The sequence below is a fragment of the Shewanella piezotolerans WP3 genome (genome assembly GCF_000014885.1).
GTDB classification, from domain to species: domain Bacteria; phylum Pseudomonadota; class Gammaproteobacteria; order Enterobacterales; family Shewanellaceae; genus Shewanella; species Shewanella piezotolerans.
Window position 1 is genome coordinate 4,369,173 of the sequence record NC_011566.1, and the last position, 18,844, is coordinate 4,388,016.

Annotated in this window: 12 protein-coding genes; 3 read left to right on the forward strand and 9 right to left on the reverse strand. The window is 43.9% G+C overall.

The genetic code is table 11. The features are described from left to right. Window positions 1-85: 85 nt before the first annotated feature. Window positions 86-589, reverse strand: a complete 504-nt coding sequence (locus SWP_RS18585) for a GNAT family N-acetyltransferase (RefSeq protein ID WP_020914166.1) — start codon at window positions 587-589, stop codon at window positions 86-88. A 150-nt stretch (window positions 590-739) separates the two neighbouring features. Between SWP_RS18585 and SWP_RS18590 the strand changes: the two genes are divergently transcribed. Both SWP_RS18590 and SWP_RS18595 read left to right on the forward strand, forming a co-directional pair. Continuing rightward, entirely contained in the window at window positions 740-1,771 is a 1,032-nt protein-coding gene (locus SWP_RS18590; protein WP_020914167.1) for an AraC family transcriptional regulator, read from the forward strand. Window positions 1,772-1,853: 82 nt separating this feature from the next. Then, window positions 1,854-3,890 (forward strand): alkyl/aryl-sulfatase, encoded by a 2,037-nt coding sequence (locus SWP_RS18595; protein WP_020914168.1) that lies wholly within the window; start codon window positions 1,854-1,856, stop codon window positions 3,888-3,890. A gap of 351 nt (window positions 3,891-4,241) precedes the next feature. On the opposite strand, the gene SWP_RS18600 is transcribed toward SWP_RS18595, so the two are convergent. From SWP_RS18600 to SWP_RS18640, 8 genes are all read right to left on the reverse strand, one after another. Continuing rightward, a protein-coding gene (locus SWP_RS18600; protein ID WP_143711184.1) for an IS3-like element ISSpi4 family transposase occupies window positions 4,242-5,419 on the reverse strand; the annotation gives its coding sequence in 2 pieces (ribosomal slippage) (window positions 4,242-5,161 and window positions 5,161-5,419; 1,179 coding nt in all). An 880-nt stretch (window positions 5,420-6,299) separates the two neighbouring features. After that, window positions 6,300-6,575 carry a hypothetical protein gene (locus SWP_RS18610; protein WP_044556087.1) on the reverse strand — a complete coding sequence of 92 codons (276 nt, stop codon included), beginning with the start codon at window positions 6,573-6,575 and terminating at the stop codon, window positions 6,300-6,302. Between the two features lie 8 nt (window positions 6,576-6,583). Further along, a complete protein-coding gene (locus tag SWP_RS24560; protein ID WP_228371082.1) occupies window positions 6,584-7,747 on the reverse strand; it encodes an RHS repeat-associated core domain-containing protein in 1,164 nt (387 codons plus the stop codon). 338 nt (window positions 7,748-8,085) lie between these two features. Continuing rightward, a complete protein-coding gene (locus SWP_RS18620; protein WP_020914172.1) occupies window positions 8,086-9,063 on the reverse strand; it encodes a hypothetical protein in 978 nt (325 codons plus the stop codon). Window positions 9,064-9,510: 447 nt separating this feature from the next. Next, window positions 9,511-9,759 carry a hypothetical protein gene (locus tag SWP_RS18625; RefSeq protein ID WP_044556088.1) on the reverse strand — a complete coding sequence of 83 codons (249 nt, stop codon included), beginning with the start codon at window positions 9,757-9,759 and terminating at the stop codon, window positions 9,511-9,513. Further along, a complete protein-coding gene (locus tag SWP_RS23635; RefSeq protein ID WP_020914173.1) occupies window positions 9,759-11,093 on the reverse strand; it encodes an RHS repeat-associated core domain-containing protein in 1,335 nt (444 codons plus the stop codon). Before SWP_RS23635 ends, SWP_RS18625 begins: the two co-directional genes overlap by 1 nt. A 14-nt stretch (window positions 11,094-11,107) precedes the next feature. Then, window positions 11,108-15,115 (reverse strand): RHS repeat domain-containing protein, encoded by a 4,008-nt coding sequence (locus tag SWP_RS18635; protein WP_020914174.1) that lies wholly within the window; start codon window positions 15,113-15,115, stop codon window positions 11,108-11,110. A gap of 592 nt (window positions 15,116-15,707) precedes the next feature. Beyond that, window positions 15,708-17,207 (reverse strand): aldehyde dehydrogenase, encoded by a 1,500-nt coding sequence (locus SWP_RS18640; RefSeq protein WP_020914175.1) that lies wholly within the window; start codon window positions 17,205-17,207, stop codon window positions 15,708-15,710. A 283-nt stretch (window positions 17,208-17,490) separates the two neighbouring features. Here SWP_RS18640 and aptA point away from each other — a divergent pair, with 283 nt between their 5' ends. Beyond that, window positions 17,491-18,831 carry an omega-aminotransferase AptA gene (gene aptA, locus SWP_RS18645; protein ID WP_020914176.1) on the forward strand — a complete coding sequence of 447 codons (1,341 nt, stop codon included), beginning with the start codon at window positions 17,491-17,493 and terminating at the stop codon, window positions 18,829-18,831. Window positions 18,832-18,844 lie beyond the last annotated feature (13 nt).

The following is an 18,844-nucleotide window of genomic DNA, read 5'->3' on the forward strand; positions in this document are numbered from 1 at the left end:
ATTTGTTATCTATTAAAAACCGACCAACCATAACAACTTCGCAACAATTTTCATAATTACAAATTCACACTCACAAACCTCCCTATCAATCGACCTCGAAGACCATCGCCTGTACCATGATCTTTGAGCCTTCTCTAAGTGGCTCAAGTTCCGGCCGGGCTTGAAAACCTAGCTTTTGGTAGAGCGTAATAGCCGCTGCGTTATCAATCGTCACCAACAGATTAACTTCGGCGATGGCTAGGTCTCCGCACCAATCAAGTATTTTTTTCAGCAACAGTCTACCAATACCTTGGCCGCGTGCACTTTTGGCTACCCACATTTGATATACATGAGCACAGCGATCACCACCGTTATGCAGTACACCAAACGCCAAACCAACCGCTGTGCCATCAATAAATGCAACTAATGGCAACTGCGCTGTAACTGTTGCAGCTGTTAAACGGGCCCGCCATGTCGCTTCAGTAAAAAGCTGTTCTTTTTCAAAAGTGGATCCAAATGAGTCGGGGGCATCTTGTAATGATGCCAAGCGTAAACGCTTATACTCGCGCCAATCTTGCTCCGTTAATTGCCTTACTTCTATCGAAGCCATAACAGCTATACCTTTCCATTTTTATGCCATTGTCATCACCCAGACTACATAACAGGATGAATTATAACCATATCAATTTTATAGATTTTAACGCTACAATCACCACACAGGTTAAGATATAACATCGACTAAGCAGAAGTGGAGTGAGCTTTGACAACCGCAAAATACAGCACTATTGCCGCTTGGTCGTTAGCGATTGCCCGGGCTCTCAGCGCAAGTAATATAGACGCAAATACCTTATTTAAACGCGCGGGTTTATCTCTGCCTCAGCTAGAAGCCGAACCCGACTCACGGGTGGCGATTGATAAAATGACCTTGCTTTGGCAGGCAGCAGAGCAAGAATCTGGCTCTGCGGCTTTTGGACTTACCGTTGGCCAATATGCTTACCCAATAAACTTTCGCGCCCTTGGCGCACTCATGCTAAGCAGTGATACGCTCGCCCAAGCCTTTGAAACCTTGCCCGACTACGCTGCTCTAGTGAGTAATTCAGCGGTAATTAGCTTACAACGTACCCCGCAGCTACTTGGGTTTACAATCATCCCACTTAATGGCGTTGAGATCAGCGATCTCGCGATTGATGCCTTTTTCGCCAGCTTGATGTTGCACGGTAAACAGATGATTGGTCATAGCGACTTTGTCCGAAAAGTTGACCTGCTCAGAGCAATACCTAAGTCACAACAAGCTTGGTCTGACATGTTTGGCTGCCCGGTGACGATGGCTGCAGACAGCAACTGTATGTGGATGGACCGCACCATGCTTGAGCAGACCGTTATCAGTAGAAATCGCCATCTAGCACAGCACAATGAACAAGTTGTCAGGCAGTATCTAAATAACATGCAAGCGTTAAGCTGGCAGGAAAAAACCAGCCAAGGGATCCATGCCCTACTGGTTAATGGCGAGCCAACAGCGCTTAGAATTGCGCAGATGTACAACATCAGTGAGCGCAGTTTAAGCCGTTACCTCAAGCTTGAAGGGACTGGATTTAGGGCCTTGTTGAAGTTAAAGCGCCAAGAGCTGGCCCGTCATTATCTGCTGAATACTCAGATGTCCGTTAGCGCATTATCAGACACTTTAGGCTACAGCAGTGTCAGTAATTTCAGCCGTTCCTTTAGCCAGTGGAGCGGCGTTAGCCCGGCAAATTATCGCCTGCTATCTAAAGATAATTTCAAAGTCACAAGCTAAGTTGGCGAAAAATGATAACTAACTCGTTATCAACTTGTAATAACTTACGGTTAATTGTTAATTCCCTAGCCAGTGAGTCATTATGCCAAGTCAATCTTCACAATACTGTTTTCCCTTCACCTCCGGCACCTCTTTGCCGCTGTTGGTTGCTAGTTTAGCCGCAATACTGTTAGCTGGATGTCAGCCAAATCAAACGCTCACTGATGACAGTAGCAATGATGACTATGGCTTTACCGCGGCAAGTAGCCATACCATCAATGCAAATAAAGCGCTGTTGGATGAGCTCCCTTTTGCAGACACCCAAGACTTTACCGATGCCAAACGCGGTTTCATCGCCAGAATGCCTAAACTGGTTGTGACTGATGAACAAGGTAAAACTATTTGGGATAGAACCGCTTACGATTTCATTACTGGAGAAGCCCCTAGCAGCGTCAATCCGAGCCTTTGGCGCCAAGCAACACTGAACAACATTGATGGCCTATTTAAAGTCACCGAAGGCGTATATCAACTACGTGGCTTTGATTTAGCCAATATGACGGTGATTGCAGGCAAGACTGGCTGGATAGTGGTAGACCCGTTAACCACCGCAGAAACGGCTAAAACTGCATTTGAGTTTCTTAAGCAGCAGTTAGGAGAACGACCGATTAGCGCCATTTTATTTACCCATAGCCACATGGATCACTTTGGCGGTGCACTCGGCTTACTTGAAACCAATACCCAGAAGAACAACTCCCTAGAAGAGATAGACATTATCGCCCCAGCAGGCTTTATGCATGAAGCCACCAGTGAAAACGTCATGGCTGGCACCGCAATGAGCCGTCGCGCCATGTATATGTACGGTAAACAACTTCCTCGCTCAGCGAGGGGGCATATTGGTTCTGGTTTAGGTAAAGAGCCAGCATTTGGACAATTTGGCATTTTGAGCCCCACCACCGTCATTGAGCAAGACTCAACGCAACTCATCGATGGGGTACCGTTTGAGTTTCAAATTGTCTCTGGCAGTGAAGCGCCAGCTGAATTTACCTTTTTCCTACCAGAGCAGCAGGCTTATTGCGGCGCAGAACTGGTCTCTAAAAACATGCATAATCTCTATACCCTGCGCGGCGCCAAGGTGCGCGATGCGCTAACATGGAGCAGCTCGATTGATAAAGCGCTCAATGCGCAGCGCGACACCAAGGTATATTTTGGTAGTCACCACTGGCCAATTTGGGGGCAAGAGCCAATCAATCACTTTTTAGAAACCCAGCGCGATACCTATAAATATATCCACGACCAGTCTGTGCGTATGCTTAATGCTGGGCTTACTCCAGCAGAGATAGCCGAAGCGATTGAAATGCCGCCGGCGCTGGCAAATACTTTCTCTAGTCGCGGCTACTACGGCACAGCTAAACACAATGCTAAAGCGGTATATCAAGCCTATTTAGGCTGGTATGACGCCAACCCCGTTCACTTAGATCCGCTACCAGCAGTCGAGTCAGCAGAAAAATATGTCGCGTTGCTGGGCGGCGCTGACAATATTATCAAGCAGACTGAAATCGCCATAGCAGACGGCGAATATCGCTGGGCGGCAGAGCTCATTAACCACCTTGTGGTGGCTGATGATAGCAACAGCCGTGCTAAAGAGCTGTTGGCTTCAAGCTACGATCAACTCGGGTATCAGGCTGAGTCAGCACCTTGGCGTGATGTGTACCTGAGCGCGGCCTATGAACTGCGACATGGTAGTCCAGAGACTGGCATTGATTTGGCCTCCATGAAACAAATCTTACTGCGATCGCCAGTCGAGAACTTTCTGCAATCGATGGCATCAAGGGTTATAGGGCCAAAGGCATTTGGTGATGAGTTTGAACTTAATATCTACTTTACTGACCTTGATAAGAACTACGTGCTAACGCTTAAAAATGCAGTGCTGCACCACAAACTGGCCCAAAAATCTCTCAGTGCAAATGCCACGCTTAACATCAGTCACGAACTGTTTATCGACCTGATTATTGGTAAGGCTGGCGTAAAGGATGTGCTATTTTCAGATGAGTTAGAAATTGAGGGCAGTAAGATTGATTTAGCCAGTTTCTTTTCCAAACTGGATAAGCCTAAAGGGGTGTTTAATATCGTCACTCCGTAAGGTTTATAGGTTCAATATTAAGCGGCTAGCCCATAGTTTAGATACTATGAACTAGCCGCGTCATCATTCATTAAGCCTGTCCATATTGATTCTAATCAAGTCAAGCATAGATAAGAGGTCGCAATGGATGGCGTCAACTTTTGCTGTCTATGTATTTCTTTCCCTCAACCCAGCCTCTGCGGTGGTCGTAGTTTTTACCTGTGTATTTATCATCACCACACACTTTTTGTTTCGACAGCATGCATGCCGAACGACGCGGCTGCAGCAGTGATAATAGGGACTTCTTACCAAATAAAGAGCTCAATACTAATGAGGGTTCGTCTTGGCCGTGGCATGCAACCTCTGTAGTGGTCAACTAATATTGGCCACGATCTTAGAGTTTAACCAAAACAATCGTTCTGATTCATTAGGTGTCAGTCCGCCGTTATATTGGTGCGGGCGAAGCTGACAATAATATCCAATTATGTATCGTGTAATTTCTTGCTGAGCTTCAGCAAAGCTACGATACCCTATTGGTGGTATCCATTCTGTCTTAAGGCTCCTAAAAAAGCGTTCCATTGGACTATTATCCCAACAGTTCCCACGTCGAGATAAACTTTGCTTGAGCTGATATCGCCATAATAGTTGTCGATATCTTCTGCTTGTATAGTGAGTCCCTTGATCGCTATGGAGCATAACACCTTTAGGTTTTCCACGACCTTCATAGGCCATCGAAAGCGCTTTGCCCGTTAAACGGCTATCAGGTGATAACGACATAGCCCAGCCAATGACTTTACGAGCAAATAGATCAATCACAACCGCTAAGTACATCCAGCGGTTACCTGCCCACACGTAGGTGACATCACCAACCCAAACTTCATTCGGAGCGGTGACAGCGAATTGTCGACCTAGGTGATTAGGGATTTCGATGTGCTCTAGTGTCGCTTTTCGGTATCTGTGCTTAGGTACCTGACAACTCACTATACCAAGCTCCTTCATCAGCTTAGTGGCGCGATAACGGCTTAACGAGATACCTTGCTGGCTAACCATATCTGCAACCGTCCTAGCTCCTGCCGAGCCGTTACTTGCAGTATGTACTTCGCTAACTAGACTTCGAAGCTTTACTTTATCTGCGTTTATGGTTATTGGCCGTTTTCTCCAATACTTGTAACTACTACGATGAATACTGAACACTTCGCATAATGTTTTTATGCTGTAGCTCTGCCTGAGTTTCTCAATTATTAAGAATTGTTCAGTGAGTCCGACATCAACAGAGCTGTGGCTTTTTTTAATATTTCGTTGTGCTCCTGGAGGCGAGCTAGTTGCTTTTTTAACTCTCGAATTTCAATTTGTTCTGGTGATATAGGTGATGCTTTAGGTTGCTTACCTTGTCGCTCTTCTCTTAATTGCCGAACCCACTTATCCATGGTCGATTTACCCACGTTCATAGCTTGAGCGGCTTCAACAATTGAGTAATTTTGATCTAGCACTAATTGAGCTGATTCAAGTTTGAATTCTGCGCTAAAAAGTCTTCTTGTACGTTTCGTCATAGTGTCACCTGTTTACTTATGAGGTAATGATATCACCTCTAACTAGGTGGCCAAATTCACCGTACCACTACACTCCTTGTTCAATGCTCAAAGTAAGCATAGTAGGAGGTCGCGATTGATGCCATTAACTATGGGTGTCTATGTATTTTTTTACTAATTACATTTCCAGACTCATCAGATTCCATCACTGGCGTGCCGAGCATATAGGTATGTTGATATCGAACCATCTGCGCCATTAACTATGGGTGTCTATGTATTTTACTGATACTAATGAGGGTTCGTCTTGGCCTTGGCATGCAACCTCCCAGTTCAATGCTCAAAGCAAGCATAGTAGGAGGTCGCGATTGATGCCATTAACTATGGGTGTCTATATATTTTTTATACCAATTGCATTAAAAGTTTGACCATTCAGCGGGAATTCAAAACGTTGTAGGCAAGCAGTGGGATTTGAGCTAATAGTTATTCTCGGCTCTGGTATCCTGCTTCGCTCTACCTCCTAAATCCATTTAGTCGTATATCCAAATCCCATAGCGAAGCATACAGCGTTTTTGAAACCCGCACTACGTGAGCCCTTCAGTCTTTCCATTTCTGCTTTGCATTGGCTTAAAAGGGAATAACCATTTCTTTACCAATGCGCTTTGAATTTAAAAGGCTGAGGGGCTCTGAAATGGTCAAATACTTAATGCAATTGGTATTATACCATTAACTATGGGTGTCTATGTATTCCCTCTATTATCCATCTAAAAATCAATAAAACTCAATTAATACAGCACACTAAGATTATAGTTTAATATATGAATTTGGAAGAATTGAAAAAATAAAAAGCCCCGCGAGTGCGAGGCTTTGGATTCAAAATGGTGAATTATTTACATCTCTACAATTAAATCTTTAGCTTATTAAATATCAGATTTATTACACTTAATGTGCCCCAAATTACTAATCCGACTATTGGGATCATAGTTATAAATACCAATAGGGCCTTGTAAGAATCAACATCTCTGATCTTTGTCTTAAGTTCAAAGCCATATAAACTCACTATCCAAACACCAAGAAAATAAATAATCAAGCTTGCAATAACCAAGCAGCTATATGCAATAGCAGCTCGCTTTCTGTTTGCTCTTTTTGAACTTCCTCCAGCAACATTTATCTTTTTCATATCAACTCTTAACAAGATTCATTTTGGCATTGAGTTTGTTGGTGTGTAGCTTCAGCAGCGGCTCCTGTTCCATATGCACCTCCCAGCTTCACCTCTGCAACTGCACGATTGGCTGGTGTTGAGCTGAGAGTTTTTGAGTCTGCAAGCACTCGCTGTGACGATGATGCTGTAGTGTTATGTGATGCCTGTGTCGCAGTATTGTTTGGTAAACCTCTGCCAGCAACAGCAATCTTAGCAGCACCTTTAGCAACAGCCCCGCCAACAGTTCCAATTGCTACAGCTTCAGCTACTCCCTCTGGGTTAAACTCTCCGTCCATAGCCTGATTTGCAACTTCACCAAGTCCATTTGCTGCTCCTCCAACTGCCATCGTGCCTAGTAGCCCTCCACCGAACGTAGTTGCTACACCTACAGCAGCACCAACACCGCCAGCTTTCATCACAGATCCAATGCTAGCGTTTTCGTTGCCGACAGCCTCGGCTATTGCCCCAATCGCAAATCCAATTATACCTGCACCAACTTGAGGAGCGAACAGAAACTCACCATTAGGATCAGTATATTTATATGGATTGTTGTTGACATACAAGTATCTATTGAATGACATCACAGGATTTTTTGCTGTATATCCAACAGGGTCATTAGAATAAAAACGCCCAATCAGTGGATCATAGTATCGTGCCTGCATATACGTCAGCCCAAGATCGGTATCTTGCAGATGCCCAGTATAACCTATGCCCGCTTTCTCACCGCCAAGGCGTTTACCAAACGGTTCATACACACTGCGACTAATTACATTTCCAGACTCATCAGATTCCATCACTGGCGTGCCGAGCATATCGGTATGTTGGTAAGTGACCTTCCTGCTACGAGCGATGGTACCAGCATAGGAACCGACACCACATTGGTTACTAGCATTACACGCTTGCACTTCTACTTTACTGCTGCCTAGCGAGAGGCCTGCCAAATCATAGCTGGTGCCTAGTACCTTGATGATACGCTGTTCACCAGTTTCATCTGTTATTATCACTTGGTAATAGCTGGCGTTTGATACCGCCGCCCAACTTAAATGATAACTACCGTCAGTATCCCCCCCCATCACACTTGCCGTACTGCTAGAAGGCATGATAGGAATAAAGGTGGTGATATCCCCTACAGAATCTCTATTGCCAGCCACTATAAATCAATAACATAGCCAGCTTCCCTCTTAATATCAACTGACACTATCTTGCCCTACTTCTACAAAAGTACTTTCAATGCTTATTGCGGAAGAACAAAAAGAATCTCTATAGAATCTCTATTGCCAGCCACTATAAATCAACAACATAGCCAGCTTCCCTCTTAATATCAACTGACACTATCTTGCCCTACTTCTACAAAAGTACTTTCAATGCTTATTGCGGAAGAACAAAAGGTAAAATTGATGAATGAAGCCAAAACAATGTGCTCGAAGACGTAACTAGCTAACTCTATCGGGAATATAGAGGAAAAGGTGGCAAAAGGTACTGCTTTAAATTAGCTGCCTTGCATAAATTGACAACTGTTGTAAAAGTGCCGTCGTCGTTTACTTAAGTGTTCACAATAACGATTAAGCTCCTGCAGCGTACCAACCGAACCATGAAATAAATGCCCAAACTCCGTGACGATTTTAACCCAGTTCGTTGATGGTATATTGAGTCGATTCAAAATGGTTTCTGCACTTGAAGAGATAGCCCCACGGTTATCATCACGAATAACCCTTCCCGTTTCATCGACTAGGATTAAATAGTCTTTTAGCGAGAATGCAATGCCTTTAGGCTGATTGACTCTTTCGTTACCAATAAAGGGCAAGAGTGACTTGGGCTGCTCGCCTTTTAGTGCAGCTTCGATTCTTAATTTGATACTCGTAAAATTAGATTTCTCCGGTGTATTCGCCATCTTGGCACGAATAGGGTTGAGCTCTACATAGGCCATACAGGCAAGCACTGCAGCCTCATCCAACAGCGCCTGAGACTTGAATCTCCCTTCCCAGAAATGCCCTGTACAATTATCCTCAATATTGGCTTGCCTCGCGATAGGTTCATTCAAGCACCGCATGAACCAACTTAAGTCACTTAGACGTGAGCGGTAAGTCGCGATAAGCTGTTTAAGTTGTGCGACCATGCACTCTTCAATCACTTCACCTTTAACAAATTTTTGCGTCAGCGCTGTGCCATTGAACAGTTTATGCCATTGCTCGACAACCTTTCTATCTGACCAGCTGTTCACGGTATCTAAATCAATATAAAGCACCACATGCAAATGGTTACTCATTACAGCGTATGCCGCAACGTCAATGGCAAATGCTTCGGTTAACTTAAGTAGTTGCTCCTCAACCCAGCCTCTGCGGTGGTCATAGTTTTTACCTGTGTATTTATCATCACCACACAAAAAGGCACGCCGAACAACACGGCTACAACAGTGGTAATAGGGGGTGTCTTCAATACTAATGAGGGTTCGTCTTGGCCTTGGCATGCAACCTCCTTGTTCAATGCTCAAATCAAGCATAGTAGGAGGTCGCGATTGATGCCATTAACTATGGGTGTCTATATATTATTTGCTGATGCCATTAACTATGGCTGTCTATGTATTCTTTCCTTTCAAACTCGTACACCAGAAATCATCATAGCTCCTGACTCAATTTAGCGAAGAAGATCGTAAAGTGGTTAAGGCTGTATTAGAAAGTCTGATCCTTAAACACAATGCTAAACGTGCTTTTAGTGATGATTTAAAATAACAAGCAACTAAGAAAACAGCAGCTAAGAAAAAGCCTCGTTATTGCTACTGCATTAACGAGGCTTTGGTGATCTTATGGTTATTTAAAGATAAAACACGGTAAATCAATCAGATAAATATGGGTGTCTATTTTATTTACTTTTTCTTATGATGGGTGTCTTGGTTAATCCCTTGCGGGGCTTCTAGTTACATCTTATTTTTTCTGCTCATTTCTCTTATCGAAAATCTCAAAATATCAAAATGAATTACATATGAGGCTAGCCACATAATTATCCCTAAAATAAGAAAATATCGCTTACCTGCTTCATAACCCCAATCCATATACCATACCGCAAATGCAGACGCTAAAGCCATTGCAAATAGATAGTAGGCCGGATAGATGAATAAATAATGGCAAAGTAAACTTATAGCACTCTTTTTTTCTTTAAGAATCATTAGCAACCACTTCCTTCTTTCTGACATGCTGCATTAGTAGCTTTACCTACACCTGAAGCAGCTCCAGCCGCATTACCTGCTATAGCTCCTGCCCGTGCACCTGGCTGAGTATTAGTAAACATAGTTTGAGCCTTAGGATTTCCCAAGGTTTTCTGAGCAGCATTTGCTCTTACTTGCCCAGCTACCGCACCACCTGCCATACCTGTTGCAGCTCCTAAAACAGCAGCATCCCCGACTTGTCCCATATCGACACTTCCTGTATTAGCAAATTGTGTAGCTGCACTATGAGTTGCACTGCCAGTGGCACCAGAAACAGTTCCTTGAGCTGCACCTGTAGCAACTCTCGATGCACCGTTAGCCATACCTGATGCAGGTTTAGTCACTGCTCCAATAACTTTACCTGCTAGTTTTCCAGCAGCACCACCGACACCTCCTGAAAGTGCTCCAATCGCAGTCGATTGTCCAAGCCTACCTGTATCTAAGTTACCAATACTTCGACCCTCAATCACTGTTTGTACAATAACCTCAGAAACAAACCCAACAGCCGCCCCAATCGCAAAATTTAATAGTTTCCCATCAGGATCATTATATTTATAGGGGTTATTATTAACATACATATATCGGTTAAATGACATCACAGGATTGGCAGAGGTATACCCAACCGGATCATTCGAGTAGAAACGACCTATAACTGGATCATAGTATCGTGCCTGCATATACGTCAGCCCAAGATCGGTATCTTGCAGATGCCCAGTATAACCTATGCCCGCTTTCTCACCGCCAAGGCGTTTACCAAACGGTTCATACACACTGCGACTAATTACATTTCCAGACTCATCAGATTCCATCACTGGCGTGCCGAGCATATCGGTATGTTGGTAAGTGACCTTGCTGCTGCGAGCGATGGTACCAGCATAGGAACCGACACCACATTGGTTGCTAGCATTACACGCTTGCACTTCTACTTTACTGCTGCCTAGCGAGAGGCCTGCCAAATCATAGCTGGTGCCTAGTACCTTGATGATACGCTGTTCACCAGTTTCATCTGTTATTATCACTTGGTAATAGCTGGCGTTTGATACCGCCGCCCAACTTAAATGATAACTACCGTCAGTATCCCCCCCCATCACACTTGCCGTACTGCTAGAAGGCATGATAGGAATAAAGGTGGTGATATCCCCTACCGCTATAGGAATAAATACTGTTTGCCCCTGCGTTGATTCACTCGCTCGTACCGTTGTCGCTGTTACAACAGAACCAAGCAGCAAAACCAGCATACATATAGAAGCTACACAAAACACTTGAATAGAAGTTGCTATCGCTAATTTTTTCATCTCACTATCTCCCTTCAACGACGTTCAACATCGGCAACTAGTTGTTTACCTACATACACGCTGTCTATATGGTTCCCGTTTGGCTTACGTCGATAGAGAAGTTGACCACCTTGGCTATAAACGCTGTAGCTAACCCCTTTAGGTGTGGTCTGCTTGACCCGTCGATTATGGCCATCATAGCGATAACTATTATCTTTGGCGGCGGTCACCTGATTAGCGCGATTAAAGGTTAAGCCGTAGCGGCCGTTGTGTTTGACGTTACCACGGGTGTCATAACCGTAACTGTAACGATAGGCGCCAGTAATATTGTTAAGGCGATTTAAGCTGTTGTAATGATAATTAATGCTAGAACCATTGATACTGCGACTGAGGATATTGCCTAAACCATCGTAGCTATAACTGCCCGTTCCCCACTTACCGTCGGCGCTTTCAAGGCGATCAACACCGTCATAGTGCATATTGTCGATGTCGTTAACGCGGCTTACCCAGTCGATGACCCCGGTGACGTTGTCGTTTTTATCGTAGCGAGGGTCCAGGCGTAACTGGTAGCTGCTGCCTTTCTTATCATTTATCTCGTCAATCCGGCCTGTGCTGTCGAGCGCGATATTGCGCTCAATACCGTTGCCGTAACGTAAACGCTTGAGTTGCCCGTTGGGATGATAACTGAGGTCACTGGCATACTGGTAAGCCGTTATTGCCGCCTTGGTTGCTTGTCCGAGGGCGTTTGGTGCATAACTAACGGTCTCACCTGAAGGGTACTTCAGTGAGGAAATCGCACCTAATGCGTTATATCCCCAGTCCAGCACAAAGCTCTTGCCATCAATGGCTAAGGATTCTTTTTCAACCAAATTGAGTGAGTTGTATTGGTAATCCCAGACAATAGCACTGCTGCCGCTGCCCGATGTGAGCTTGGTTAAGTTACCATTGGCGTCATAGCGGTAGTGGTTATCTGGAGTTGTATCGGGAAAGTTCTCAGTTTTCAATTGCCCAAAGTTGTCATAGGCTAACAGTACTTTATGCGAGGCGGGAACTGAAGCCGCAGCGCAGCTACTACTGCCGCCATTAGTCCCTTCTGCGCGCCAAATAGGCTGACGCTGGGCGTTATAACCATAGGCGGTTACGCCTGTTTCTGGGCGGTAAGTCTTACATAACTGCTGATAAGCATCGTATAAGCGTTTTTCAGTCACACCACCTTGGGAGATTGAAGTGACTTGGTCAAACTTGTTGTAACTAATGCGAGTATCGCTGCTGTCTGGCGCTTCAATCAGAGTAGGCTTACTATAGCTCGGGCTACCAAATGCTTGATAAGTTGTGGTGGTCACATTACCTTTGGCGTCAGTGACTTGTTTACGATTACCACTTAGGTACTCCACTGTAGTGAAAGCATTATCACTTTGGCGCGTGCTAGTTATTACACGCCCAAGAGCATCGTATTCAGTCGTCATACCAATGGTATTACTGGCACTACTGCTAGGGTAGGTTTGCAGCGTTGGCCGATTATCATAGTCATAATTATTACGCTGATAATTAATGGTTGAGCCATCTGCTTTATCGCGCGTCCTTGTAAACGTAGGCCGCAATAAACCATCATGATATATCTTCTGCTCAAAATTACCTTGTGTAATGGTTTGCTTTAACTGCCCCACAGCAATACCACTACCGCTAATGCCGTCGTTGGCACTCGTTACTTTGGCGTAACTGATGATTTTGTCTGTCCAGTTTGAATCAGCATAATCAACTTTAGTCAACCAACCGATAGCGTTATAGCTATAAGAGGTTTTAAAACCCTTAAAATCCGTCACACTCTTGGTTGTACCATCACTATTAACCTCAACTTTGGCAATCATAGTATTGGCAGTGCTACCGTTAGCGGTATTACAGCCATTTGAAATTGCGCAAGGAAGGGTTATTTTACGCGCTTTACCACGATAGTAGTCTTCAAACTGTTCATAACGATTTGAGCCATTATAAGTCGTTTTTTTAAGATTACCGTCTATATGGTAGGAATGTGTTGTAACTAAACGCCCCATAGTTTTTTGCTGATAAGGTTGTAACTTACTATTGTAAATAGTTTCTCTATAAGGAGAGCCAAAACTTGATGATGTATTAAGATAGTACTTCGTTGGCAGGTTGAGTTGCCATTTATTTATATCATGTTGGAAATCAGTTTTACTATAACGTTTCAGTGTGGGGGATACACTGTTATAGCTAACAGATGTAAGAAGCGTTCCATAAGAATTATAATTTGTATATTCATTTGTATAAATTACCCCGTCCTGCTCAACACTCTTCTTACTGTTATTAGCTCGATAGACGAGGTTTTTTTCGTTTGTCGTAACAAATTCTGAGTTAATTTCTGTTGTGCCGAGTTTTGCACTTTTTACAAATGCTTTTACTTCTTTCAGCCGTAGAGTACTGCTAGCGTCAGATATCTGCGTTGAAACTATTTCACCATCAGTATGATCCCAGCGCTTGCTAATGTAATACCTCTTTTTCGACAAGTCGGGTTCCGTCACAGTCAATAAGCGTAAGTCGTATTGTTCAAAGCCTAAATCGTTTGGAATTACGTTACAATCGGAGATTTGTGCACATTTTGTTTGTTTTTCACCATCTAAAAGTGCATTTGAATTAAATCTAGGATTAGCAATACCAACCCACATAGAGGGATTAAAGCCCGAAGAGTCCCAATGAGCACCATCGTTACTAAATTGATAATTCCATTGATAGCTAGTATTTGGGCTTAGAGTGATTTTTTTACTAATTACCCCTATATTGCCATAGCAAGCATTTATATTAAAAAGAGGTTTATTGGTAATACCACTAGCACTAATCATCTGAGCACTAGGGACATCAGTTTTCCCATGCACTAATAAACCCACATTAAACTGGATAAAAGCCCCGTTAGGGTGAGTAACATAAAACTCTTTTCGGTCTAGCTTTTTAGCTTCGAATTGACATTGCGCTTGAGCAGTAGTGACTAAACTATCTCTACCAAAATTTAGAGGTAAAACTTGCGGTGCATATTCATGATATTCAGGAAAATTATATAACCAATTATTACCGTCAGGCCTTGTAACACTTGATAAATTTTGCCCTGAATATGAATAAGCCCAAGATTTACCAGCAGCAACAATCGTAGATATACGATTCAAACTATCATAGTTAAAACGAACTAACTCTTCTGATGGTACTCCCACTGCAATATAGCTAATACTAGCTATTCTAGAATCGACATAACTATACTTAATACGGTTACCAGATGAGTCCTCTATTTGAGATACCGCGTAAATTAATTTTTTCCTTGCAGCGGCTTTGAAAGCCTTCATTAAAGGCTTAGCTTTTTCAGTTATGCGCTGAGAAAATGTATAGGTCACCCCATCAGGAGAGTTAACACTATAATACTCGTTACCTGCAGTATCTTTTTTACAAAAAACAGCAAAGTTATCCTTTGTAGTGTAGTCTGCAGGCCCTGTGCTATCCATTAGCTTCCCACTACTTTTTCCAGGAATATTTATATCGACACCGTTAAAATATTCATACTGCTCCACAGTTTGACCAAGCGCAGCTCTGATTGGTCCGGCCGTTAATGCTCGGCTACATGCGGTTTCTGCATATCCATTAGGTGTTAACCTAGTGTCCCCAATAATATAAGTTGATTCAATTGTAGGAGTATTTAACTCCCAATCTCCAAATGCCGATGCCTGCCTCTGACTCTTCCCTTGCAATCTTGAATAATTACGCTGTACAGATACGGCCAAATTTGATGAGAGCGGAATATGAATATCGGTAATAGAAAATGAAATTGAGCCATCGACTAATGAGATGTTTTCACCTGCTAAATTATTAGACAAAACCTCTAGTTCCGGGTTTGGGTTTAATCGTTCAAGGTCAAATTCTGATGCACCACTTAAAAACTCATTTTCACCAGGTTCACTGGGGGAGCCATTTGCAGCCCAAACAAAGCTGGTGCTAATAATGGCGAGCAGTAGTCCACTGCCGACTTTCTTAACTAAGTTATCCATGACAAGTTATTTCCATGCTATAAGGCTATTTTTCAATATAAAAAATAGGACATAAGCATGACATGTTAACAGTTTGCTAACAGTAATTAGAGTGAATTTTATTATAAGAGGTATGGTACTGATTATTATCATTTTTTATCAATAGCACAACTCGCAAAGCCTAATCAGCATAAAGCAGAAATATATAGGTTACAGCAGTTCAAGAATCTAAATATCTACTATAAAATACAGCCCTATAATTATTCTATAATAATGAGGCTCTAGAAACCAAAACAGTCTGTTCAGATAGCAATGAGCTCGCCAAAGAAATACCTAGACGCCGACCTCATAGTATTTTAGCCAAGATATTCTACGCAGAAACACCTCCTGACATAAGGAAAACAGAGTGATTGAACCATCTAAAACATCTAACTTCTACGATTACAGTTAAAGGAGCAATTAGCACCTAAATTCGATAGATGAAACAAAGATAAATTAGGCTACATTATCGGTGAGATGAATTTATTACGGAGTTAATAGGTCGAACCAAGGTAAGAATTAGAAAAAAGCCAGCCTCTAATGAGGCTGGCTTTCCTTATCGCTTAGCTCAAGCTCAATCCAGCGCGATCCAAGTCGCTTTTATCTCGGTGTATTTATCAAACGCATGCAGTGATTTATCGCGGCCGTTACCCGACTGCTTATAACCGCCGAACGGTGCGGTCATATCACCGCCATCATAATGATTTATCCATACCATACCGCTGCGCAGTGCTTTAGCCGTTTTGTGGGCTTTGCTAATATCAGCGGTCCACACGCCAGCGGCTAAGCCATAGATGCTGTCGTTTGCTATCTCAATCGCTTGCTGCATGCCATCAAAGGTGATCACCGATAACACTGGGCCAAAGATCTCCTCTCTAGCGATAGTCATCTTGTTATCAACACCGGAGAAAATAGTCGGCTCAACATAGACGCCGCCGCTGTCTTGCATCACTTGGCGGCCACCAAAGTTGAGCGCAGCCCCTTCATCTTTACCCGATTGAATGTAGCCTAATACATTGTCGAGCTGCTGTTTATCAACCACCGCGCCCGATGTGGTATTTGGATCCAGTGGATGACCCGGCTGCCAAGCTTGTAACTCTTCAGCAATGAGGCCGATAAGCTCATCTTTAACGCCGGCTTCAACTAATAGACGTGAACCTGCAGTACACACTTCGCCTTGGTTGAACGCAATGGCGCACGCCGCAGCTTGAGCGGCTTTTTTAAGATCGGGGGCATCATTAAATACGATATTCGGGCTCTTACCACCCGCCTCTAACCAAACACGTTTCATGTTTGACTCACCCGCGTAAACCATCAGCTGTTTGGCTATCTTGGTCGAACCGGTAAAGACTAAGGTATCAACGTCCATATGCAGCGCTAAGGCTCTACCAACGGTATGACCAAAACCCGGCAGTACGTTTAGCACGCCTTTAGGGATCCCCGCTTCAATGGCAAGCTCTGCCATACGAATAGCGGTTAGAGGTGATTTTTCAGAGGGCTTTAATACCACACTGTTGCCCGTTGCCAATGCAGGCCCCAATTTCCAGCATGCCATTAATAGCGGGAAGTTCCAGGGCACAATGGCAGCAACAACACCGACTGGCTCACGAGTGATCATACCGATCTCGTTATGGGCAGTAGGCGCTATCTCATCATAAATCTTGTCTATTGCCTCACCTGACCAACGAATAGAGCGCGCAGCGCCAGCAACATCCACTGCACGGGAATATTGAATAGGTTTGCCCATATCAAGCGTTTCTAGCAGCGCCAACTCATCAACATGCTCTTCGAGCAGATCGGCAAAACGGATCATCACCTGTTTACGTTTAACAGGCGGCAGGTTTGCCCACACACCACTTTCAAATGTTGCTCTGGCATTGCTAACGGCAATATTAGCATCAGCCTCATCACAGCTCGCCACTTTTGCCAACACTTTGCCATCTATAGGACTGATGCAGTCAAAGGTCGCTTTCGATTGTGACTCAACATATTCGCCAGCGATGAACGCTGAACCATTAATAGCGATTGAATCTGCGAGTGCTTGCCACTGGCTGCGGTTTTCGGGTGTGCTCATGATGACCTCTTAACGCTGTATGTAATTATTAGAATCGCTTTAAATGGGCTCTTTTTACCTATAAACGGCAACCGACCCCAAGAAGGTATTAAGCAAGATTACGCTTAACCGCCCCTAAATTTCAATATATTTTACAAAAAGTTCTTTTTTGCTATAAATAAATGCACAAAAAGCTTTCATGTTCATTATTTCTGACATAGCATAGCAAATATCAACCGCTCGATTAAAAAAGCAACACTTACTAAAAAAACAACAATAATTAAACTGAATCAAGGTAGATGATATGGCAGATTCAAAGACGCACCACCACAGCGAAACACCGTCTTTATCAAATTACTGGATGCCGTTTACGGCCAATAGACAATTTAAGTCTAACCCCAGAATGCTGGCTCATGCCGAGGGCATGTATTACAAAGACACTGCTGGTCGCCCCATATTAGATGGTACTGCAGGACTTTGGTGCTGCAATGCTGGTCATGGACGAAAAGAGATCTCTGAAGCCGTTAGCAAGCAGATCCACGAGATGGACTATGCGCCCTCTTTCCAAATGGGTCACCCGCTTGCTTTTGAACTGGCTGAACGTTTAGCGCAGATAAGTCCAGAAGGACTGAATAAGGCCTTCTTTACCAATTCAGGTTCTGAGTCTGTTGATAGCGCCCTTAAAATTGCCCTGACTTATCATCGCGCCAATGGTGAAGCGACTCGTACACGCTTTATTGGCCGTGAGCTTGGCTATCACGGCGTCGGCTTTGGCGGTATTTCAGTCGGGGGTATTGGTAACAACCGCAAGACCTTTAATCAGCAGCTACTACAAGGTGTTGACCATCTACCCCATACACTTGATATGCAAGAAAATGCCTTTTGCCGTGGCATGCCAAAGACTGGTGCAGAAAAAGCAGAAGTGCTTGAGCAGTTAGTCGCCCTGCACGGTGCCGAGAATATCGCGGCGGTGATTGTTGAGCCGATGTCAGGTTCTGCTGGCGTTATCTTGCCACCAGAAGGCTATTTGCAAAAATTACGTGATATCACTAAAAAGTACGGCATTTTATTGATTTTTGACGAAGTAATTACCGGCTTTGGCCGTGTTGGTGATGCCTTTGCAAGTCAGCGCTGGGGAGTCACTCCAGATATGATCACCACAGCCAAAGCACTTAACAATGGTGCCATTCCTATGGGCGCGGTGTTGATAGATGACGCCATCTACGACACTTGCATGCAAGGACCAGAAAACGCCATCGAGCTGTTTCATGGTTACACCTACTCAGGCCACCCAGTGGCAGCTGCGGCCGCTATCGCCACCCTAAATATCTATGAAAACGAAAAGCTATTTGAACGCAGCCGCGAACTTGAAGGCTATTTTGAGGATGCTGTACACAGCTTAAAAGGCTTGCCCAATGTCATCGATATCCGCAACACCGGCTTGGTCGGCGGTATTCAGTTTGCCCCAAGTGATAAAGGAGTCGGCAAGCGTGGCTTTGGTATCTTTGAGCACTGCTTTGCTAATGGCACCTTAGTGCGGGCAACTGGCGATATTATTGCTATATCACCGCCGTTGATCATCGATAAACAACAGGTCGATACCATCATTAATACCTTATCGGATGCGATTAGCGCTGTCGGTTAATCTCAAGCCTGTT